At 44.3% G+C, this 23,208-nt stretch carries 22 protein-coding genes; all 22 read right to left on the minus strand.

Translation table 11 applies throughout. The annotated features are described in order from the left end of the window. Positions 1-22 precede the first annotated feature (22 nt). A complete protein-coding gene (locus KOE27_RS13445) occupies positions 23-568 on the minus strand; it encodes a hypothetical protein (RefSeq protein WP_215239376.1) in 546 nt (181 codons plus the stop codon). Positions 569-620: 52 nt separating this feature from the next. Further along, positions 621-1,085, minus strand: coding sequence for a hypothetical protein (locus tag KOE27_RS13450; protein WP_215239377.1), 465 nt, complete (start codon positions 1,083-1,085; stop codon positions 621-623). A 215-nt stretch (positions 1,086-1,300) separates the two neighbouring features. Continuing rightward, on the minus strand, positions 1,301-2,704 hold the full coding sequence (locus KOE27_RS13455) for a serine/threonine protein kinase (protein WP_215239378.1): 1,404 nt from the start codon (positions 2,702-2,704) through the stop codon (positions 1,301-1,303). Then, complete coding sequence (locus tag KOE27_RS13460; RefSeq protein WP_215239379.1) at positions 2,692-2,976, minus strand: hypothetical protein; 285 nt, start codon at positions 2,974-2,976, stop codon at positions 2,692-2,694. The genes KOE27_RS13455 and KOE27_RS13460 overlap by 13 nt, the downstream gene beginning before the upstream one ends. A 32-nt stretch (positions 2,977-3,008) precedes the next feature. After that, positions 3,009-3,599: a DUF4339 domain-containing protein gene (locus tag KOE27_RS13465; RefSeq protein ID WP_215239380.1), complete on the minus strand. Its 591-nt coding sequence runs from the start codon at positions 3,597-3,599 to the stop codon at positions 3,009-3,011. A 15-nt stretch (positions 3,600-3,614) separates the two neighbouring features. Further along, positions 3,615-4,406, minus strand: a complete 792-nt coding sequence (locus KOE27_RS13470; RefSeq protein WP_215239381.1) for a caspase family protein — start codon at positions 4,404-4,406, stop codon at positions 3,615-3,617. A 1-nt stretch (position 4,407) separates the two neighbouring features. Beyond that, complete coding sequence (locus KOE27_RS13475) at positions 4,408-5,748, minus strand: PP2C family protein-serine/threonine phosphatase (RefSeq protein ID WP_215239382.1); 1,341 nt, start codon at positions 5,746-5,748, stop codon at positions 4,408-4,410. Positions 5,749-5,804: 56 nt separating this feature from the next. Continuing rightward, positions 5,805-6,374, minus strand: coding sequence for an FHA domain-containing protein (locus tag KOE27_RS13480; protein WP_215239383.1), 570 nt, complete (start codon positions 6,372-6,374; stop codon positions 5,805-5,807). A 66-nt stretch (positions 6,375-6,440) separates the two neighbouring features. Then, on the minus strand, positions 6,441-7,187 hold the full coding sequence (locus KOE27_RS13485) for a hypothetical protein (RefSeq protein ID WP_215239384.1): 747 nt from the start codon (positions 7,185-7,187) through the stop codon (positions 6,441-6,443). Between the two features lie 124 nt (positions 7,188-7,311). Further along, entirely contained in the window at positions 7,312-7,935 is a 624-nt protein-coding gene (locus KOE27_RS13490; RefSeq protein WP_215239385.1) for a hypothetical protein, read from the minus strand. Between the two features lie 28 nt (positions 7,936-7,963). Continuing rightward, complete coding sequence (locus tag KOE27_RS13495; protein WP_215239386.1) at positions 7,964-8,581, minus strand: FHA domain-containing protein; 618 nt, start codon at positions 8,579-8,581, stop codon at positions 7,964-7,966. A 139-nt stretch (positions 8,582-8,720) separates the two neighbouring features. Further along, a complete protein-coding gene (locus tag KOE27_RS13500) occupies positions 8,721-9,440 on the minus strand; it encodes a hypothetical protein (RefSeq protein WP_215239387.1) in 720 nt (239 codons plus the stop codon). Beyond that, a complete protein-coding gene (locus tag KOE27_RS13505) occupies positions 9,431-10,015 on the minus strand; it encodes an RNA polymerase sigma factor (protein ID WP_215239388.1) in 585 nt (194 codons plus the stop codon). Before KOE27_RS13505 ends, KOE27_RS13500 begins: the two co-directional genes overlap by 10 nt. A gap of 147 nt (positions 10,016-10,162) precedes the next feature. Further along, a complete protein-coding gene (locus KOE27_RS13510; RefSeq protein ID WP_215239389.1) occupies positions 10,163-10,570 on the minus strand; it encodes a hypothetical protein in 408 nt (135 codons plus the stop codon). 162 nt (positions 10,571-10,732) lie between these two features. Beyond that, positions 10,733-11,266 carry a hypothetical protein gene (locus tag KOE27_RS13515; RefSeq protein ID WP_215239390.1) on the minus strand — a complete coding sequence of 178 codons (534 nt, stop codon included), beginning with the start codon at positions 11,264-11,266 and terminating at the stop codon, positions 10,733-10,735. A 150-nt stretch (positions 11,267-11,416) separates the two neighbouring features. After that, positions 11,417-13,423 carry a hypothetical protein gene (locus tag KOE27_RS13520; RefSeq protein WP_215239391.1) on the minus strand — a complete coding sequence of 669 codons (2,007 nt, stop codon included), beginning with the start codon at positions 13,421-13,423 and terminating at the stop codon, positions 11,417-11,419. Further along, the gene (locus KOE27_RS13525; RefSeq protein WP_215239392.1) at positions 13,414-14,034 is read right to left on the minus strand and encodes a hypothetical protein; all 621 of its coding nucleotides are present in this window, start codon (positions 14,032-14,034) and stop codon (positions 13,414-13,416) included. The genes KOE27_RS13520 and KOE27_RS13525 overlap by 10 nt, the downstream gene beginning before the upstream one ends. Then, positions 14,031-16,079: a hypothetical protein gene (locus KOE27_RS13530; RefSeq protein WP_215239393.1), complete on the minus strand. Its 2,049-nt coding sequence runs from the start codon at positions 16,077-16,079 to the stop codon at positions 14,031-14,033. Before KOE27_RS13530 ends, KOE27_RS13525 begins: the two co-directional genes overlap by 4 nt. A 12-nt stretch (positions 16,080-16,091) precedes the next feature. Further along, the gene (locus tag KOE27_RS13535) at positions 16,092-17,621 is read right to left on the minus strand and encodes an Hsp70 family protein (RefSeq protein WP_215239394.1); all 1,530 of its coding nucleotides are present in this window, start codon (positions 17,619-17,621) and stop codon (positions 16,092-16,094) included. Further along, complete coding sequence (locus KOE27_RS13540) at positions 17,618-21,148, minus strand: hypothetical protein (RefSeq protein ID WP_215239395.1); 3,531 nt, start codon at positions 21,146-21,148, stop codon at positions 17,618-17,620. Before KOE27_RS13540 ends, KOE27_RS13535 begins: the two co-directional genes overlap by 4 nt. Positions 21,149-21,160: 12 nt before the next feature. Next, positions 21,161-22,729 (minus strand): hypothetical protein, encoded by a 1,569-nt coding sequence (locus tag KOE27_RS13545; protein ID WP_215239396.1) that lies wholly within the window; start codon positions 22,727-22,729, stop codon positions 21,161-21,163. A gap of 9 nt (positions 22,730-22,738) precedes the next feature. Beyond that, complete coding sequence (locus tag KOE27_RS13550) at positions 22,739-23,197, minus strand: hypothetical protein (RefSeq protein ID WP_215239397.1); 459 nt, start codon at positions 23,195-23,197, stop codon at positions 22,739-22,741. Between the last annotated feature and the right edge of the window lie 11 nt (positions 23,198-23,208).

Raw genomic sequence — 23,208 nt, forward strand, 5'->3', positions numbered from 1 at the left:
GTGTTTTCGGATTGGAAGAGAATTATAATTTAACCGGGTCGTCGTCTCCAACCTGCACCGATCCCCGCTTAATATCAATGGAGGAAATATCAAAACTCCTTTTGTCACCATCCGCCTCGGACTCAACATCAAAGGTGATCTCCACCTGGATTTTATTATCGTTATCGTCCACAAGTACACCCATCAATTCCTGGGTAGTGGATGCCGAAACCCGCTCACCCGAAGGCATATTGGCCCGTAAAGTCCAGGCCAGGTTACCCTTTAGCTCCCCCAGCGCCGACTCATAATCATTAAATCCGACAGTTCCGCTTTGCGACGGATCCAGAAAAGTGAGCAGTCCGCCGGGTTCAAGTTCAAGCGTCAGTTCATGGTCGGGATCCAGATAGGTAATTCCTTCAAAAGGGCTTCTTGCCCGCTCGCGGCCTTTATCCTCATTCATGATGACACATATTCTTTTGGCAAGCTCTTCCGCAAAATCTTTTTCATCCCCTTTACCGCAGCCCGCCAGGGCGGTTACGCAAACGAATGCCAGAACAAGATATTTCCCTGTATTTGATTTGAACTTCATAACAACTGAGCAGTTAGATTACATTTAAAAATTGATTATTAAATACTTCACTCTATTTGTATTTTTGATAGTAGTCGTAAAGCGGATTTCGATCGGTCATTTCGTCAAAACCGATTGATGCTGTGCCGTAAACTTCTTGTGCCTGCGCGCAGGTGTTTTTTCCATAAACCGAAAAACCGTAGATCGTTCCATCTTTGTATACATGCAGCGTCAGCGACTGGCCCAGTTCACATTCCTTACATGGAAACTTACCCTCGCAACTGGCTGTCCACAAGGATTCCATGTCCAATACATAATACCCCTTTTTCGTATATTTCCAGCTGTTGATCTTAAATCGGGGATCCTTGCCGGTTACGGGATTTGATTGTTTCATTAATCGCACCGTAAAGTTGTAGGCAAAGGCGTTGGCAACTTCCGCATCTCCGGACTGCTCCTTTTTTATCTTCCCGAATAACAGATAACCCATCCCGCCCGCGATACCGATAAAAAACAGGAGAACCAGTGTGTTTTTCTTCATTTCCTTTTGTTTATTAAATGAAAATTATCCCATGGACAATAAAATCTAAGATGGCGTAATCTTTTATTTTGGTATTGATCATTGACATATTTCAAATCTTTACACCTGTTTATGAACCTGCCGGGACCGATTCATTATTCGCATTGATGCCTCCCGCTTTGATGAATAGGATCAGAAACAAAAAGGTAATCCGCTGCTCAAAACTTTTTTCGCAATTAACTGGAAGAAACCATCAGAGCCAGTATCAGCACCACGATATTGATAAAAAAGAAAGCAATCAGCAGGCCGATCATCCCCGAAGCAGGCTCATACTCTCCTCCTTCATACACTACGTATTTTTCAATCAGTTTTTTCTGGCTGGCTTCCACAACGAAATAAGTAACCACAGCAGACACCGCCTGGATGAGGAAAAACATTTGGAACAGTTCATCATCGCTCAGTTTATGATAAGGTATGAGCATATAAGCCATCATGCCAACAAAAGCAGCTCCCAGAAAATACTGCACCGCATTATTGCCATTATCCAGCCGCTTTGCATTTCTGGACAGCATATACCCCACCGCTAAACCTCCTCCGATGAAAGCCGCAATGGTGATAGCCACCTGCGAATATACCCTGTAAACAGCCCGTGGAGGAGGAGGGGTGATTCTTGGTGGTGGAGGTAAGGTCTCACCCGTCTCAATTTTTTGCTCTCCTTTTGGCGGTTCGGGCCGGGGCGTTTTAGACTCGTCCACAACAATTTCCGTAGGGCCCGTCTTAAATCCTGTTACGCCTTCCTTTGCAGTTACCGCAAGCTGAAGTGCTTCCAGGAATTCGGTGCAGCTGGCATAGCGTTCTTCCCTTTTTTTGGCCGTTGCTTTAAGCAGTACCTCATATACCGGCCTGGGATAGCCAGGTACTTCTCCAAGTGGTTTGAAGAGTACGTCGTCCATTAGCTGCTCATGAATGTACGGTTCCTCCCCAGTGGTGAGGATGTAAAACATCAGCCCAAGGGCATAGATATCCGTCAGATGATTCACTGTTGTAGGGCGCAGGTGGTGCTCCGGGCTCTTGTAGTATTGCGTACCCGAGGTAGTAAGGCTTCCCATGGAACTGATCTTGATATGTTCCATTTCCGTTTCCTCCAGTATCTTGGCTATTCCAAAATCCAGCACTTTTATATTTCCTGTGGATGTCAGAAAGATATTGGAGGGCTTTACATCCCTATGGACCAACCCTTTGCCATGTGCGTGTTCAAAAGCCGGTAATATCTGACCATACCATTTCATCACGATGTCGAGCGGTAGCGCGGCTGAACCCTCCTTACTTTCCTTTTCCAAAACATAAGCTTCCAGATCCTGCCCGTCCAGATATTCCATAATAATAGCCACCGTCTGCTCATCCTGGTAAAAATCCATTGCCCTGACGATATGGTCATTACGAAGCGAAGCCATGATCATGGCTTCCTTCTGGAAGTGCTTGCGCAGGGTAACATTTTCTGCATTGCTCTTGTGCAGTATCTTGATCGCAACTTCTGCACCCAGATCATTTTGGGCATAATAAAGTGCCCCCTGTGCTCCCTTGGCCGAAATCTCACTCAGGATCGTATAGTCCTTAATCTTTGAATTTATGAATGACATGATAGAAAAGGATTTCGTACACGAATTGTTTGAATTGTTGTATTGAGCGCGGACTTTCCTAGCCAAATCCTGATGACGGCTACAAGCAGCTTGGCCTGCGTACAAAAATGGGTACGGAGCGCTGCCCGGACCAGGTCTGCGTCATCTGTGAGTACTTTAATCGCGACTTCGGCCCCCGGTTCATACTTAGCATAAAAAAGAATACTGTTCTGCCCCGCTGAGATTTCACGCAAAAGCGTGTAGGCCTTTATTTTGGTGTTAATCAGTTTCATAAGTTGGGAGGTGAGCTTATTCGGTTGTCGGTTTACCGATTGAGTGCCGACCGAATATTTGAATCGGTTCTTGCATCATTTTCCATGCAATCATTGGTACCCAATACTTTGTAGTCTGCATTGGATCCGTCTTCATCTACTTCGAGCAGCACCCTTACTTCATGCTTGCATTCGTAACCTCCATAGGGCTGTCCATACCAATAGGACGTTACGTCAATGGAATATCTTTTGTCATCACATTCCCAGTCCTTCATATAATAGGTGGCATTTTTCCCGGTACTCGGATTGCAGACCTTCATCATATTGGTTGCAAACTTACTGGCAAACGCTTCTGCAACTTCCTGAGAACCTTCCTTTTTGGTGCCTACTATATAGACGGCTACCACGAAGATGAATGCCACCACTCCACCAACATACCAGTAGTATCTTGAGTTATCTTTTACTGGGGCCAGGTGCCTGTTGGTCCGATTCCACATTTCGGGGGCATCTTTCAACTTTTTCCAGGGGCCCAGTTCTTCATACCATACCAGGGTATCCGGCGGGAGGTTAAAAATGTTGATTTCTTCGATCGTGTAAGGGCCCATCTGCGAGCTGCCTTTCAGAAAATAGTACTTCTTTTCCATAATGGTGAGTATACATTAATATTGGGTTATAATCAGGTCTTTGGCAAAATGTCCGTAAGCCATGGGATGCTGAGGCGAACCGTAGCGTTGTCTGGCCGTCTTCGAAACATTGTAATGTAAATACTCAAACAGCTCCTGGATGGTGACTTTCCGGTCCTTATTGGTATCCGAATATCCTCGTAAGCCTCTCAGCAGGAAGTAGCTAAAAAGCCCTTGCTCAATTTCCGACGATTCCAGAGAGGTTTCGTCCGGTCTGGAAGACATCAGTATCAATACATCGCTTCCTTTGACGTCCTTTGCCGTTACGGGTGGCGGGACTTTCAAAGCCCTTTTCTGGGTAATTGAACCTGAAAAACAAGCATCAGCCATACAAATTTTTGTTCTGGCCCGGCACCGTTTGAATATCTCCTTCACCTCCCGGTGTAATAGCAGGCTACCTTCGCTTCCATCATAATCGTATGGAATAAATGCACCTGGGTCACCATGTCCCGAAAAGTAAAAAATCACTTTGTCCTCAGGTTTTGCAAACTGGAAAATGTACTTCATAGCAGCAACAATTTCTGCCTTCCCTGCTTTCCTGTTCACCATATAGCGGATCTGATTGGATGGTATATTCCCCCCCGCATTGCTCCTCAAAAAAGTATAAAATTTTTGTGCATCCGATACTGTATATCTTAAATCCCCATCGGTTGGCGGATAATATTTGTAATCCGCCACTGCAGCCACGATAGCATAAGTGGTCCCGAACCCACGGGAAATGCACAGGCACATCAACACGAGCGTGAGGTAACAAAAGTGGTATTTCATTTCAGCTTTGCGGGTTAGCGTTGGAGTTGTTGTTGTTTTCGGGCGCCGAATTTTCTTCTATACTATCTTCCTTTTTATCTTCCTTCTTACTCTCTTTCTGGCTTTCCTTTTTCTTTTCGGATGACTTCTTATTGCTTTTACTATCATCCTTACCCACATTCTCCTTTTTTGCCTTATCGTCTTCTTTTTTCTTATCCTCCTTTTTTGCCTTCCCCTCGTCACTTTTTTCCGGTTGTGCCGGCTTCGGCTGAAATTCTATTTCAAACCCTGAGTCAACCGGTTTCTCTCTTTTTTCTATTTTTTTATAAAGGTAAAATCCTCCCCCAACCACAACCGAACATAATACAGCAATTACCGCCAACACAATCGTCCGATTGACCGACTGGATAATCGTATTTGCCACGGCGAGCGGTTCAGGCGGAAGAGGAGGCTGCACCGGCGGCGGGCCGACCCTCCTTTTACGCTCCCCATCCTTCCCCTCACCCTCAGAATGCTTGTTTTCGGACACTTCCTCGTCCGGATTGGCATCTTCCGCAAGAATTACGTCTCCGTCGTCCTTTAAAGTCAGTACAGAGGAAGTCCAGGCTCTGGCGCTTCCCGTGGCCGACTCCACTCTGACCAGATATGCGGAGTAATTATCCATTGATTTAACCAGACAGTTCTTTTCAATCTGTCCTAACTTGTCGGTGTCAGACCCATCCGAAGCCAGAATATTCACGAGTTCGTCTTCTTCAATCCCCTCCAGGATACCATCAGTACACAGGAAAAAGTAGTCTCCGGCCTGTATATCGGTTATCTGATTTACATCGGCCTGTGTGGGGCGATTCTTGCGGCCTTGCACAGCACGATCAATGACATTTCGCTGCGGATGATGCAGTGCTTCTTCGGGTGTAAGATCCCCGGAAAGTACCAGCTTGTTGACCCACTTATGATCATTGGTAACAAAACGGATGGTTCTGTCCCGGATATGATATACCCTGCTGTCCCCAACGTGCGCAATGGTAGCACCGTTTTCGTGCAAATGTAAAAGGGTAAGTGTAGTACCCATGCCTTTTGCACCAGGGTTTTGGGAAATAAAATGATCTATCTGTTCTTCAGCGTAACAAAGGGCGTCGGCAATGAGAGTGGGGTTGGAAACCCCATCAATTTTGTATCGAAATGCATCACAGACAATACGGCTTGCTTCCTCTCCTTTCGCATTTCCGCCAATCCCGTCACAAACTACGAATAACCTGTCTCCGGTTTGTGCACTCCCCTTTTCCGGGAAAATATTATCTTCATTATTATCCCTGCGGCCGATCTCATGGAGGGCCAGGGGCTCGTATATTTCTATTTTCATCATGGTTAAACCTGTTCAGGAAGCATACTTTGTTGTCAGCTGACGGCCTGCGGGGCAAATCAGTGGGTTATCACTACGGTTTTCATATAGCCCTCTCGCTTCACTTTCCTCGAAGCCTCGGATGAACTTTGGGTAGATTCCTTAGTTTTTAGTACAATTTTGGTTCTTCCCAACTGTACGGTATCTCCATCCAAAAGGATGATTTTGTCATATTCGGAGAGCCGCCGGAGCGCATTAATGAAAGTTCCATTGGTGCTGCCGATATCGGAAATAATGTAAATCAGCTTACCATCAGCCTTTTCTTTGACCTCTATGACGGAATGGTTCCTGCTCATAAAGGTATCATTGGTTTTGATCATCACTTCGCAGGGTTTATCTGGCGAATAGCGCCCTATCCTGTTTTTCCCAATTTTAAGAGGAAAGGTCTGTTCAGGAGTGAACTCGTCGTGGACAACTATCCAGCCCATTTCGGAAACCTCAGGGATGGCAGACCGGTCTGGCTCGTCCTTATGCTGGGCGGGTTTTGCTATTTTTTCAGCAGGTACCTTTATGGTGGTAATCTGCTTGCACTTCGGGCATTTTATTTCAAGGTCATTTCCGGGGCGCAGGCTGGGGTGCTTGGAATCCAAAACCAGATTCTGTTTACAGTGCGCGCAACGGCCTATTGTAACAAACATAATTCCAGAGAAGGTCAATTAAAGAATACTATTCAGGTCCAGGGTCTCATCGGAGTCGTAATCCTCGTAGGTGTCGTCGTTTTCATAAGCGTCTTCTGTATCATCCTGAGTCGGCTCATCCTGGTATTCAGCTTCATCTGACAGCTCTTCCTCAGCTGTATACTCATCATCCACGTACAAGGCATCAATGACGCCGTCGTGGTCTATATCCATTTCCACCACATCGAAGGAGCCATCTTCATCCGTATCCACAAAGAATAAGTCCGGATAATTCTCATCAGTGTCCACCGCCTCAATTATTTCGTCGGTACCAGAATCCCTGCCGTCTGTAACGTCTCCCTGGGCTTCACCTCCGACTTCTATAGCATCCACAGTTTCATTGTGTTCCTGCGAACCTATCCCGCCAGTCTGATCTATGATTGCGTTACCGTTCTGATCAGAGTCTGGCTCTCCCTGGGGTACCGTTTCATTTGGTGTATGAGCGATTGGGGTCGCAGGGGTCGTAACAGTATTGGTGTTTGCCTCAGGAGCATTTTCCGGTTCGTTGGGATCCTGATCCGGGACAGCGTCGGCCTCCGGATTTCCTGCAAGGGCCTCGATAATATCATCACTGAATTTGATACCAGCCGCAACCGCCGCCCCCGTTGCCGCCCCTGCGGCAGGAGCCCCTATTCCTGCCAGGTTGTTTTTCGGCCTGTCCGTATTTTTCTCCGGGGCTCTATGTCCTTTGTTGGTCAATTCGGGATCATTCGTACTTTCAGCCATGATTGGTATTTTAGGAAATGATTTAAGCCAAGGAGGGCATTCATAAATTACAACTATTACTATACTTCGCCCGGAGCCGGATGGGTAACCTTCTGTAGGTAATTTTTTGTTTTATAATATCTGCTCAAGCCCATTCAGAAATATCCATATCATTGTTCATATCTATGGCAATGTCATCCTCGCCTTCACCAATAACAACATCTGAACCTTGGTCCATATCCTCTTCATCTCCGTAACTGACAATTTCTTGTTCCTGCGCATTTTCGTCAATACCGAGGTCATACCACTGGTCTCCATTGATATCCACAAAATGGGAGTCGGCCACAAAATCGCCGTTCGTGTCTACCCCGGCATATTCAAAAACGCCATCCTGATCGATATCAAGCAGCACAGTATCCATCTGGCCGTCGTTATTGATGTCATACTCTACAGCATCTATTATGTCGTCCCCATTCATATCAAATGCCAAACCGTTTATCACTTCCTCTTCGGGCACTGCTGAGTCTCCTGCAATTGCACCATTTGAAACTTTACTGGCTATTGCTTCACTATAGTCTGAGTCCTGTTCCACAGGCTCGGCAGGAAGTTCACCTGTAAGCTCAAATGACTCGTCTTCGGACGATACGTCCAAGCCATCAATGATATCATCGCCATACTGCACACCCATTGCCGCAGCAAAACCTCCCGCAGCACCAGCTGCTGCTGCCTGAATCTTTTGTTTATTTTCCTTACTCAGTTCCTTTTTCATAACGTTTTACACTTTTTAATGGATTCCACTATTTTACCAGTATCGCCTTACAGTTCCTGCAATTCTTCTTTTTCGCGATCAACTCCCACCTCATATTACCAAAATGGGTATTGCAGTTAGGGCATACATACACTTCCTGGAACCAATCGTCCAGTTTTTCCTTCTGAACCTGAAATTCCAGCGCTTTATTCCTAAAAATGGATCCTACAGGAAATATAATCCTTAACAGCTTTTCCAACCAGTTTCCTTCTCTGATCACTGCCAGTTGATGCTTACGCTGGCGGTACTTATCAAATACTGCCCTAAGCTGTTCAAACTGATCGGATACGTCAACCACCTGTGGTTTGCGCTGAGGCTTTTGCGCATTACCCTGACCTGCCGGTTTTGCCTGTCTGGCAATTTTTTGAAAAAGCTGCTCGGCTTTGATTCGTACCTTTCCAACCCTTAGTTCATCAGCAGGATGCAGGACATAAGAACTGACCATCTGACCGTTTACAAATGTGCCATTGGTAGAATCATTATCTTCAACCAACATTTCATTTTCGGAGATCGGTGTAATATAGGCATGGGTGCCACTTACCGACGGGTGATCAGGTATGCTGATCAAATTTTCAGGATTTCGACCGATGGAATACTTTTTTACCATAACGAAAAGAAGGATAAAATTTCAGGCGATTCTGATGATATATCGAAGTAGGTACAGAAAGGTAACGTCGTTTTTCTTATTTTTTTTAGTTCTGCTCTTAAATCAAATAACACATGAGTTTATCGCATGGCCACTTTGATTAGAGGGCGGACCGAAGCCGCAGGGCCTGTTTATTAAATTTACTATCGGGCTCGGAGGCAATTTGGTCGATTAGTTTACGTGCTCTTCTACGTTCGTTCATTTTCAGGTAGGCCAGGGAGAGAAACCACTCTCCCTCCTGTCTGACCTTCTTGTTCTGAGATCGTAATGCTGCTTCAAGTAAAGGAACTGCTTTTTCAGGCTGCCCTTTTTTCATAAGATCCACCCCGGAACGAAATTTCTCATACGCTTTTAGTTCACCGCTTTTTTCCTGGAAAGCAGGATACTCCGGCCTGCTCATCACAAACGATTTTTCAAGTGTCTGTTCGTACATGCCATAAAGCCTGTCGTTCTGCTTGTGCCGGTAATTCACTATACCCACCCCGAAAACAAACAATACCACCGCAGCGGCGGCGGCCCATCCCCAGTTGATACGGGTTAAGCTGAAAACATTCCCGGGCTGGTCAGGAATCAGCGGCCTGACCGTTTCCGCCTGTACAGCTTCCATCTCTTCCTCTTTTAACCTGGCATGTATACCCTTCAGGTGTGGCATAAGTGCCATCGACTTTAATGCCCAGTAAACATCCAGATATGCCGCAGCCTCCTGCTGCAGTGCGGGGTTCAATCCCAGTTCCTGTTCCAGCAAGGCTGTTTCCTCCTCAGAAAGTGTCCCGTTGGCTCTTCCTTCGATACGTTCGATTTGTTCGTCTGTCAGTGCCATTGTTCAAAGTCTGAGACAATTTCCTTTAATTTTTTCATGCATTTATGTCTTTGGTTTTTAGCAGTATCTTCCGATATACCCAGTACCATACCGATTTCCCTCAGTGATTTGGCTTCCAGGTAAAACATCCGGATCACCTCACGGCAGTTCCCGGTCAGTTTCTCAAAAGCCTTTTTTACCAAAGCTATTGTTTCATTGCCGATCGTATCCTTCAAAAAGGAATCGTCGCTTTCAGGATCCTGATCGTCTGACAAGGGCGTATTCAGTCTGAAGCGCGCACTTTTCAGTACGGTTTGCCAGTTTTTTTTGCAATAGTCAAAAACGATCGTGGAGATTTTGGCCTTATCGAGTACAAAACGACCGGTCTGAAGGTTAAAGTAAAAGCTTTGAAGCCCCTCCTGGAAGCAATCCTCCGCATCCATTTCCGAACCGCTGTTTTTGAGTACATAGTTTCGGAAACCGGGATAAACTTTTCTGTACAGACATTCTACCGCATCATTTTCCTGATTTCTGAGGCCTTGGTAAAGAAGTTGTTCGGTTGAGTATGGTAAGCAAACAGTTGAGTTAGGGTTCACGTACTGAAAAAATGATGGGTTATAAATCCTAATAGCATCACTAAAATAATAATTTTAGTCTTAACTAACTCCCCGTGAACAAAAAAAGTAACTATTTAAATACAAGAAGTTTCAACCCGGGCAAGCCAATGCCTGGCGGTTCAAGGGTCAGTTGTTGCTCCGGACAAAGTATTCCAGAAGAGCACCGAGCCCGTGCATCGCCAGGATTTCGTCCCGTTGTTCTTCATAAAGCGCGAAGGATGCCGGGCATTCGGCCTGGATTTTTTTCTCGTTATTGCTGATCTGAACCAGGAAACCAAGAGACGATGCGATCTCCCAGGCGCTTGGATCCTGACCGGCCTCAGCCCTTTGGGCCATCTGTACCATTTTTGGTATGTTGCTGTTGAGCAGGGCAAAGTTGTTTTGCTGATAGGATTCACAAGGGCTGTCTGTGACGCCGTATGAGGAGGTTTCATACCGGCCCGACTCATTACTTGTGCACGCCTGGCCAATGACTGACACACCGATAAAAAAGACAACTACCCTAACGGATTTGAAAGCGGATCTGATTTTCATAAGAGTTCCTGTTTATAATGATTAACATGTACATCATTATATAGGAGGTCCTCTCAAAAGGTAATCGGGGGACGAAGGGATTTATGCAAAAATTTAGTATGCGTCCGGTAGACCTAGATTTTAACGAAATTGGTAGAATGCTGCTTCCTGAGAACTTACGATTTAAAGATTCTTTACGCCTGGAAGTGCCAATGGAGCCGAATATCCTATATATTTCATTTCCTTGAACTGCTTGGAGTCCAGCTTTATGACATAATCATTCTTTAGTGTTTTTTCAATTAAGGAAAGATCATCCACAGATATCTTTGAATTGCTTTTTATTAAAAAACTCAATTCTAGAATTTTACCCTGACGTGTTATCTTGTAGTTTACGAATAGCGTGTCATCAGGGATAGGACGCGATTTCAGCTCAAAAGATTTCTTGATGAGGCCATCCCTCCGTTTTGATTCATCTTTACCCATATCAATGGTCGAAAATGCGACTCTAGAAACATTTACAGGTATGATGGCCAGATCATTATCAAGCTTGTTTGATGCATTGGAATACAACTTCCGTGAATTCGGATATGAAGACCTTTGGCTAATTTTGTATGAAATTCCATCCGAGGTAACCTTTTCTTCGAGCTTCGTTAACTTGTCCTGACCAAAAGCATGTTGTGTGAACATGCAGAGAATAAAAATCTGTAACTTTTTCATAATCTTATTATTTTGGGCAACTTGAACTATTGAAAATTTCAAACATTCCTCCTGGTTTCGAAGATGGGCGTACCTGAAACGGCAGGGCGCGTAATATCCGGACCCGTTCAAAAAGGGTGTTTATCGGAAGGACACAAAATTTAAGTAAAATTACCAGATCCGGAATCCTGCCCTCAAACCAAATTTACTGATACGGGCATCAATTTTCTGGTTTGCCGTATTCATGTGGGAGACGCGGGAATTATAGATACTTCCCAGGCCATTATTACCAAAACATTCAAGAAAGGCACCAAAATGTGCTTTTTGGATTTCTATTCCAAGCGCACCGGTAACGGACAAAACGGTTTTCTGAAGCTGGTCAGTGCCGGACACCTCCTGAAATTGAGAATAATTTTTGTACTCGTAAGATATCGGAATCAAAATCTCGGGACCAAATCTGAGATAGGGACGTAAACGTTTGGGGTTGGTATTGGGCTGATGCAGCTTAATCGACAAGAGGCCATTCATTCCGGAGAGTTTAAAATCTTCCAGAGCCGACTGGTAACTATCTACCGAGGAATAGCTGCTCTGAAAATACTCCACACCAATTACGAAATCTGCCAGATTTTTGTGATCAATGTATGACAGCTGCACGCCGGCAGAACCCGTCCAACCGTTTTCAACCTCTTTCTTCTTGTCGGCAATCTTGTATTTAGGAACAACCCCCGCAAATCCGGCCACCAGTTCCGGCTTCCACCACGAAATGTTGTTACATTTTCTGGTTTCCGCTAATCCCCTCCTTACTTCTTCATTCAATTCTTCCTGGTTACAGACTTTCAAAAGTTTCATCCTTTCATACACGCCCGGCGTTTTTGAACACTCCCCGGCTACCACCATTTTCTGGATCTGTTCCCGGTAGAGTCTCAGAAGACTGTCACTCCGGACCATCCTTGTTATGGAATCACCAAGGCTTTTATGCTGATTCAATACTTCGGTGATGTTATCACAGTCTTTCAGATATGACACATTGGCAATCCATAACGATCTCGCACGAAGCAAGTTACAACCATACAACTCTTTCTTTATCAATAAAATACCTCGTTCGTAATCTTCCCGGCCCTTACACTCAACAGCGGGCTTCGCAGGAATTACAACAGGGCTCACGGAAGGTAACGTAGCTATATACGCGTCATATTCGGTTTGAATACAGGTCCGCATATCCGTGCGGATTTCCTGAGGCATCTCATCAATCCAGGAAAACAAACTGGCATAGGCGCTCTTTACGGTGAGGATATTCAATGTATCCTGCCTGAGCATACGAATCTTTCTGAGCGTACTATTTAACTCATTCAAACGGCTGAGCAGAAAACCCGAAGCTGTGATTTTTTCCTTATGGGTACTGACATACCTGATCAACAGCTCTGAGTCACATAACCTTGCGATGCCGGACAACGATCCGATGCCCTCTGCTTCGGTTCTCAGCTCCTTTATCCGCATTTCAATGTCAGGAATATCTATGTTACGAATATTCCGGTAACTCTCCAGTAATGCTATCTGCTGAGGCAATGGTAGCCCCGACGCCTGGCTTTTATGATAGTTGCTTCCCCACCGTGTCAGTTCGTCGGTTACACGCAAACCTTCGGCATACTGCTCTTTTAAAACATTGTTTCTGTTTCCACCTAAAACCCTTGCATTATTAAAGTCTCTTTTCGCACCGACGGTATCCATCCGGCTTAACTTCTGCCTGCCCCTGTGCGCAAACTCAAAGCCGGTAATAATTCTCTGCTGAGCAGTCAGTTCTGCAATATTCCTTTTATTGATCTGTCCAAGACAATCCTCTATCCTGCTTTCAAAATACCCCAATGACCCGATATCCTTCAGTTTCCGGTATTCTTTAAACTTATCCACCGCCCCCGCATAATTCCCTCTCTTTCTTAGTTTTTCCCCCTCTGACAAAATTTCTTTCAGACGCGTTATCTGCCGAATTTTCTGACTAAAATTAGGATACTCAGCATGTGACCGATAAAGCTGGAGTGCATCATCCAGTTTTCCTGCATCCAGATCTTCCCCCGCCAGTATCCAAACATGATATAACTCCTTTTTAGGAAATAATTCTTGCGCAAAACCCTTCACGGATAAGAACGAAATCAGAATAAGAAGGTAAACTTTTATTTGCATATTTCCGGCGTTTGGCTGGTGAGGGTCGCTGCATACTTATAATAATTATTGGATATATATTTTAATCTGGAACGTCGTTTGTAAAGCTTGCATTTTTTGGCAGCAATTTGTGAATACAATATTGCGAGGCTATCCAGTTTCGGATTATCTCCGTCGGACTGCACAGCCATCTTGAAATAATATACCGCGTTAGTCGACTCTTCATTGTCGACAGCTTCTATGCCCTTGCGCAGATTTTCGTTAAAAGCAGCATTCATTTCCTCGGCCCTGGCTGTTATATTTTTCTCAACAACAGCGGATTCATTTCCTCTATGCACGAAAGACAAAAGCAAAATAATATTAATGAGTAAAATTAACCCCCCAATGGGATAAAAAAGTAATTTCCATTCAAGTTTATATTTTTTTATAGCTACAAAAGATCCATAAACAACTCCTATAAACATTCCCAGCAACATCCACATGATAACGGGTGAAATACTGTCGGTTACAAACAAAAGTCTGTCGACCGGAACGAAAAAAAATGCGCTCAGCCCACCCAGGAATTCTCTCAGAATGTAAATTAAAACCACGATAACCAGCGCGCCCCAAAAGCCAATTTTCCCATTATTCATATTTTTTCCGCTTTTTTGACAAACCTGTAAAAATAGATAGTACTCACTACAAAAAAGGCAAAAAGTAAAAATGACAACAATGGAGATTGACTGATAAGATACGGTTTTCGTGAAAGCCAGCCCTGGTCATTCAGCAGAAGGCCCAAAATGTACCTGAGCAATCCAAGATAGGCCGCGCCAATTAAACCGTACTGCACCAATTTGACAGCATATGCCTTTTTAGGAAAGACAGTTTTTAATTCAATAGGTATTTCCGTTATTCCATACGGTGATTTTGTTACAAACTTTAAAGAATAAAGTTTGTCCTTTATTAGTTGGATTGAATCCACCGTTAAATAAATTTCCGTTTCAATCTGGCCGGTGTAGCTATTAAATACCAGTTCCTTCTCGCTTAATGTTATCCCCTCGATTTTAGTGTCCAGTTCCACTCTCATTTTAACAAATGCCGAATTAATAAGCCTAAGCCTGATTAAATATCTCGCCACACCGCCCACCTCAATTTCCAGCAACCTGATTGCATTTACATTAGCACTCACGATCGGTTCCGTGAAAGAAGGATCAATCGCCAAAATTAAAGCCTGCGCAGCGGCCAGTTTCAGCTCCGCATCATTATATAATCCGGAATTAATCGCCTTCTCTAAATGTCTGTTATAATTGGTATTAATGCCAGACCTGCCAATGCCTGCAAACCATGTTGATAAATACCCATTTTCTATGGACTGGGAAACACTTGCCCAATTAGACTGATTGCCGCTAAGGTGACTGACCAAATCCTCAGGGCTGGCAAATTTTCTGGTATTGAGATAGAAAGGATAATTCCTGTTGACTGAATAAAGAAACCTGAGAAAGTCAACAGAACTGTTGTTATCAGAAATGAGTGAGGCAACCTGCGGAGCCGTCTCAGCAAGCCATATTTGCAAATACCCCTTGGTAAATAATTCCATCACCAGCCAGAACGACGCGGAAGCCTGGCAGGCCGCGTCCAGGAGTTGCTTCACATCATCATACTCCTCATCTCTAAACCTGAACGGCAACGAAGGGTTTAGGTGGTACAGAATTTTCAGATACCTTTTTTCCGTATCTTCTTCTTCTTCCAGTATTCTCTGAAATTCAGCTGTCCGGGAAGCACTGTCTGTCAACTTATTAACCAGCGGAGGCAGGAAGTTTTTATCTCTGAGGAAATACTCGGACATATCCTTTTTGCGAAAGGTTATCTCACCCAATTCTTCAACGGTTGATGCATATTCTCCCAGCCATTCAACAACAATTTTCCGCCATGCTTCATCTGTCATCCATTGATTCTTCAATGGATCCGGATGATCTTTTTTTGCTCTTGGTTTGAAATTGTTCTCCTGAAGGATTTTTAATACATAATCAACAATCTCATGCAGATGCATTCCTTTTTCCAATCCTTTCAACACGACAGAATTTGCGGTTGCCTCTTTGAGATGCCCGTCAAAAAGCGTGGATTCCAGCAGCAGATTAATGGCTTCTATTCCCGGCCTGACCCGTTGTTCATCCAACTGACCGGCATATAGCTTCCGGCTCTCCGGGGACTTAAGTTTGGTATAGGCGAGCCCCAGTTTTTTTTCAGCTTCATTGATGACCGATTCGCCATATTTGGCCTTCATTTTCTCACGTGCTACTCCATTGAGCAGTATTTGTTTTTCACGCCAGAAAGGTACCAGCACTTCAAAATTACGCTTGACCATTTCGTCTGAAATGGCTTCATTCTGCTTATAATCGAGATAAAGATTGTCGAAAGGGTTTTCCGAAACAATCGTCGTCCAGCTCCCCTCCTTATCGTTAAAATCATCAGGAACCACGGACAATCCCCCCGCTGCAGTTGAATGGCTCACCAGCGCCTCCTTAGTATTTCTGCCGGAAACCAACGGTTCTTTCGACGGCTTAATCTGTGGCGTACCACCAGCTGAAACGATCAGCTGCGGACTTTCAAGGCTTTCTGCTTTACTTCTGATGGTACCCTGTGGAGCCTTGTCAGATGAGGCACTCCCCTGAATTATACCCTCATTAGCGTTCTCCATATTTACCTCCCGTTATAATCTGATATCAATCGAATCAATCAACCCTTTCAGTTCCAGTACATCCAAATCATCCTCCGCGTCACTTTCCGGTTTGATTTTTAAAGCTGCTTTGGTACCATTCACTTCAACCGTTGCGTTAATGATACCCGACACATCAATTGACATACCTACCTCAACTCTCCCTGGCGAATTGCCCAGTTCCAACTTACCTCTCAGCGCACATTCGTCAGGATTAATGCTTTCCCCTTCGTATACAAACAGTACAGCGTTCTCCTCTGCCGGGAAGGTCTCGGCGATACTGAAAGGCAAGGGCGTATTCTTTCGGATGAGGTGATTGATGACTACCCGGTTATTCTGCCTGACTTCAATACCAATGGATTTAGAACTAACATCCACCACACGGTTTCTATTCCTTCCATAAAGTGCTGCACCCTGTGCAATAGCTGTATCCAGGTTATAACCCGGTATATTCTTCCTGACGTTTTTTCCGGAAATATTTTCCAGCATCCTGGCTATCATAGGCATTCTGCATGAGCCGCCAGCAAGCACAATATCGTCAATGTCATTCCAGGTCATTCCAGCCTTATCCAGTATATTCCGGGTAATGGCTTTACACAGCATCAGCAGATCCGCTGACCGTTCTTCAAAATAAAATTTGTTGTCATCATCCTCATCATAAAAACTGAATTCATCTTCAAGCCTTTCACGGTAAAGGTTTATTTCAGCTGTTTTACCGGAAGCATTTACCCACAGCGTCTTCTCCATGTTTTCAGAAAGTTCATATTTACTTTCGAGTGCCTGCTTCTGCACTTCCCATAACATGTCGTCCGGTATCTCTGCACCTGTTTGCCTCTCAAATTCGGCAAGGAGGTAATTTTCAATAATCGAATCCCAGTTCTTGCCTCCCAGCTCATCCGAACCGTCCGAAGCCACTACATGCGCTTTTTCTGACCCCATCTGTAAAACCGTGACATCAAATGTTCCTCCTCCCAGGTCAAAAACCATTACCTTTTTGGAATCCGAAAGACTGAAACCATAGGTGAGTGCGGCTGCAGTTGGCTCATTGATCACATCTATCACGTCCAGCCCTGCAGCAATTCCGGCCTTTTTTGTTTCATATCTTTCTTTAAACCCGAAATAGGCAGGTACTGTTATTACCGCAGGGATACTCAGGGTATCTATTGTATCACTTGGCGACAAAAGCCCCTTTCTTTTAAAATAGAAAAAAGCCTCTATCTTGAGCTTCTTCAATATCATTGCCGAATATCCCGTGGCCTTACAATTCACTCCGTTGATTAAATAACGGTGAGAAAGGTCCTTACCCATGTCTCTTTTAATAAACTCATAAATGGGTGAATTCATCTGCAGCTTCCTGTCGTTGGCCTTTTTACCAACGTAAGCAACCTTGCCGTCAAACCAGATCACCGAGGCTGTTGTTTCCTGCCCATCACTATTTTTGATGATCACGGGAATACCGGTTTCGTCGATACACGAAACACATGAAAACGTCGTCCCCAAATCTATACCAATACGCGGGATCATTTTGCTATGTTACTATATTCTGTTAACAGCCTGCTAACGGCCATAATAAATACGGGTTGAATGGACCTCTTAGATTCCTCAAGTAACGCGATATCACCAAACTCACTGATAATCTCCGAGCGGATGGAGGTCTTATTGATGTCAGACAGTTTCACCTCGGATCCTTCCGGGAACAGCCCCGTTCTCTTCCCAATAAAATTGAGCAACTTGATAAACTCCTCAAACTGTTCCAGTTTCACACCTCTCACCTTAGAGTTGCCGTTTTCAAATAACATTTCTTTTGATATGACATCGAAATGCGAAAGCAGCCGCTCTGAAACCTGAATGGGCTCACCTACCACATACCCTTCCATTTTGTCTACCTTCTGGGTTTCGTACATGTCCCAATCATCCATTTCATCTACCAGATTGTTATCCACCACATCACTGCTCATCAGTACTACTCCGCCCGAGGCTTCATCCTTGTGCCTCTTAGACTGTACCTGAACCAACAAAGCCGGCTTTATCTTTCTCTCCTCGTCCAGCAGCGGATATTTAAGGGCATTGAAGAACATTCCATTCAGAAACTTAACAGCGATACCATTGGCATCATACTTGCCGTAATCGATCCAGTTGATGAACTTGGCCGCATTTCCACCCCAGTGTAACCTTATGCCGTGCTCCTTGACAGCCTTAGACAATTTTCTGCCCGAGAAATCATCAATAGCCAGACAGATGTGACCCGCATAAAATGCCAGTGCCGCAAATTCAATAGCAAGGGTCCTTCTCAGCCAGGCAACATCCTTATTATTCACATTGCTGATCAGCCTTTTACCAATTTCTTCATCTTCCTTTTTCAGTATATAATTGAGGACGGAAGAAAATTGCACTTCGTGATTCAGTACCTTCTGCAGCGCACTTACGGCTTCGGCGGAGAACAGCAGAGACCATATCCTCGGATTACTTTTGATGACACTTGAAAGCTGGCCTCCGGCTAATCTGATTGAACAATCATAAATAATCCTGTTTTCAAACCATACGCTAAAATCGGTTGTTCCTCCGCCCACATCAATGCATACCGCGCCGAATGTTTTATTGGCTCTGTCGGCATTGTGCGTGTAAATGCGGCTGCTAGAAAAATAATGCCCAGCCGACTCCCCTTCTGAGACAAAAATCGGTGAGATATCTATATGAAAAGTACCGTTTGTCTTGGTAGGAATGGTAAAATACGTCTCATCTCTGCTTATATAGGCCGTTTTTTGATTCTGGTCGGCCGACACATAAATCAGACATTTGGGATCCTGTGATTCCCTGTAATCAGTATCAAATACAAATGAAGACGACAGGCATGCCTTCCACATGGCATTGTATGCACTTTTGCGCTGATCAGAAAAAGATTTGGGATAGGTACATTTAAATGCAATTTTCCCCAATCGGTTTGTTACCAGGTCCACCAGCAGCAGGAACGTCAAGGCCTGAATGAACGAATTCATCTTTGAATCATCGGAGTCCCATTTGATATTTGAGAAAACATTCTTTGGATAAGTATACTCACTTGGGAAGTAAATGAAGAAATCCAGCATCATATTTTCCGAAACACCGGAGGTATATCTCCTTAACGTAGTAGGCGTTGGCAGTTCAATATCATAGGTCGGGACAAAAAAGTTGTCTGACAATTCCGCTCTTTTTTGCGGATTTGAATTCAGAACACTCCGGACATACTTGGTAAATTCCAGTTTTAGTCTTTGAGGATTGTTATTTTGAAGATAATAGATATTGGTGTTGGAGGTACCAAAATCCACGCCGATGGTCACCGGTTCTTCTGTATCAAAAGAATCGTTGGCTATTTCCGGGTTCCTCCGTAATAAAATAATTCCCAGGGCATCTTTTTGATCACGCATTTCCAGCGCTTCCGGGAATGAATCGTAGCCTGATACCTTGATGATTTCCGCCCTGCTGCTCGAAGAGTTTGTTTCAAGTCTCTGTTCTTTCCGCGTCAGCGTAAAATGATTCGCATAATTTACCGGAACCATTTTAAATTTCTCACTGTCCGAGCAAAGAATAAAATACTGACACCAGAAATCGCCCAGGTAATTGGGGAATATATCCAGAACAGGTACTTCCGAGTCAACAATTTCTCCGTCCCCGGTGCGCCATCCATCCGATTTGTAGCGGTAAACTTTTTTAATCTCAACCAACTGACCGCTTACCAATGGAAGCTTGAACGAAAATTCAACCCTTCCATCTATTTTGGAAAATGCAGGCTTCAAAATATCCTGAATTTGTTCCGGTGAAAAAAACAGAAGAATTTCCTTTTTGAATGGTAACAGATATTCCGTATTTCCTGCGTTTAACAAACGCTCGTCCTTATTTAATATATCATAATCGGTCTTGCTTTTAAGCAGCGTTTCCGAAAGGAAGAACAGTTCCGGACGTACCCAGACAGCTCCGTTCCCCTGCAATTTGATTCTACTGATTTCAGTACCCGAAGCGCCGGAAAAAAAAGTCGGTAAAAATGATTCGTTGATCTCCCCCAAATCACCCACATGCGTTCCGTCCCAGAGATTTCCGTTTTGTTTTAACAGGGATGAAGTAATAATAATCAATTCCTTGAATTCGGAATAGTTTCTCTCCATACTCAGGCTATAATCTGATTTATAGCCATCTTTCCCGGCTTTATCTTTGACCAGGGGTTTCAGCAACTCCTGATATATCCCATATCGGGACAAAAACAATGGTTGATTGTTACTGATATGCTCCGGTATTTCGTCGGAAACTTTAACATTTTCCGACTTGATTTGCTCGGATTGAGCAAGGCCCAGTTCTGCCCTTATATCTTCCAGCCAATCAGCCAGTAATTTATTAATATTCCCAACATACAAGTGGCCATCCGCCCCGGAGACGCTGGTCTTGGCCAGAAGATTAAACCTTTCTATAAAATGTTCCAGCCATTTCCCAACCGATGCCAATCCTTGCTGCTTGGTGGGTGGTTTCAGAAAGCCTTCGTCATCCTTTAAGGAAAATCCTGGCAACTTTTTCAGTTTTCCGTTATAATCGGCTGATGTATATACCAATGTCGCCGGAGAAAATGCCCCGATGGGTATACCTTCAAATTTAATGATCAGAACATCCGTCCAGGCATATTCCACTCCGTTCTTTTCCAACTGTATTTTTTTGGGCGCCAGGTTGATCAGCGCACGACAAAATTTCTCATCATTGAACGTGACCGGCGAAATCACCAACCCTCCGAGATCCTGCTTCACGCTGTGCAAAGCCAGCAAGCTCAAAAGACCTCTCCATTCTTGTACGACTCTCTGGCGTAAAGGGTGCCGTTCCGAGCGAAGCGCACCTAAAAATGTGAGTGGCCTTGCGTAAATATCCGGAATGGAGGATACACCTCTTGTCTGAGCTGACTCGTCTATTTCAATTCCGTTGCTTATAGAAAGAATTACCTTTTGTTCATTATCTTCCCAAAGCGCGTCGGACGAAGGCTCGCTGATGTTGGCTCCGGCAGAAAGTTTTGGAAGATATAAATGCTTTTTAGACATAATCGGGAGGATTTAATTGTTTACCAGATTTCGTAAATTAAATCTGTTTGCAGCATCGTAAAAGATATTCAGATACTTACTTCCGGCTGTAATCGTTTCGTTTTTAATGATAGCATCCAGAAGCCCATCATTTCCGCGAAATGCATTGAAATCCAGCTTTTTGGATTCGCCCTTTATAATTTGCCCTACCACACCTCTGTTCTCTTCGGGATCAATCAGGTCTAATTTTCGATTGGAAATCGCTCCTTTGATCATTTTCCCGCTGTCTACCAGCAGCACTTTATCCCTGTCGTCAATGGCACTTATCCAGAACAGGAAGCTATTCAGATAGTCATCCATGGCAGCGTACAGATCACTGTTCATGGTATGCCTTGGATTATAAATAACACTTTCTTCCTTATAGTCTTTTTTAAAGTTTTCGGAATACCAGGGCTGAATGGTCACGTCCCGATGGTTTCGGCCTAGCTCTTTTTTTCCGTAGGTGAGGTATGCGTAGGAAAAAATCGTAAAATTCGATATTGCCTTTTTAAAATTTCTTCGCTGGTCGGTTAAGTCTTTACTGGCTCGCGTGAGCGGCAACATATTCCAGGTTACCTCCGCATTCTCCCGACTGGCCAGGAAATATTTTTTCCCATCCGAAACGTTATCGCCGGATTGAGCAAAGAAATCAAAAGACGAAAGCGCACTCACCATTTCTACATAATGCGGCTTATTTTCCTGCGTGGAACTACCTGTACTGAATTCTCCCACCTTTTGCGCAAGCGAATCGCCTATGAAATAATACTGATCAAAACCAAGCTCTTTGTCATCGTAATATTGCAGAGCAGCCTTGGTGGCAATCGGAAAATCGCTGGTGGTAACAAACATTGGTTCGTCGGCACTTTTTGCAGTATCTACTGAAAAACTAAAGTAAGGAAGTACCAGCGCCCCTCCCAGCAGTACCCGGCTATTTTCCGACCCCAAACTCGCGTGCATTTTTTCATTGAACTTAATGAGCTGCCTGGAACCCAGCGTTGGAAAACCAGCTGCGCCGGTACCTCCAAATATGGATCCTACTATAAATACCCGCAGGTCATTTTTTCCCAACGACTCTATGCCATCCCAAAGTAACTTAAACGGATATTCATCCATGGGCGGGTCAGCCATCACAACCGCTCCTATCGACGGGTGCCCTCTGAAACCTTCGTTAAGCGAGGTTGTCAGTTCCTTTTCGGTAAAAAGTACGTTCGCCAGGTCTGCGATTTCCGGCCTGGTTTGGGATATGTTGTCGTAGTTGATATACTTGGACAAAGTATAATCCCTCTCATCAAATATGCTCCATATAAACGGGGCGTCACCCGGAGGTATGATGATTTCGGTTTTGAAAGATTTGTTGTTTTCGGTTCTCTGAAATTTCTCTCGTACCTCGGTATACCTTTTTATCAATGACTTTGTCCTGGTCAGGTTGCCGTTTCCCTGGTCAGGATCAATCATGAAAATATGCAATTTATCAGGCCCGAGCCCGGCAGCACATAAATGAACCACGGATTCTATCACCCGGGAACCGGTTCCCCCGATTCCGATCAATACATTTTTTATCATTGGAATGAATTATTTACCGAATGGGATATATTTTACCGTACGTGGTGAAAAAAGAAAGGTTGTAACCCAGAATAATACAAAGGTCAGCACACAAAGCACCGCGAAATAGATCCCAAACCACTGTGATTCAATACCTTCGTCTGTATTCAAAAAAATGATCACAAACGTTAAAACAACGGCGATGAGGATTTGAGAAAAAAACATTGCCCGCCATGTGGTCTTGGCGGCCGGCAACTCTCCGGCAACTTTTTCCTGGCTGCCATAATAGAACCAGTAACCCGCAAAAAGGACGCTCAACAATGCCCCCAGCCCAAAAATAAGGCGTAATTCACTGGCGAGGTCTTCCGGATACTTCTCAGCAAGGCTGGGATTTTCAGAAAAATAACTGGCTAACAATATTGCAAAAACAACCCATAGTACAGCACCGGCCACGGCGGTCAACAAATAGTTAATCGGACTCTTATTCATTTCAGTTGAGG

Source organism: Dyadobacter sp. CECT 9275, from assembly GCF_907164905.1.
Lineage (GTDB): Bacteria > Bacteroidota > Bacteroidia > Cytophagales > Spirosomataceae > Dyadobacter > Dyadobacter helix.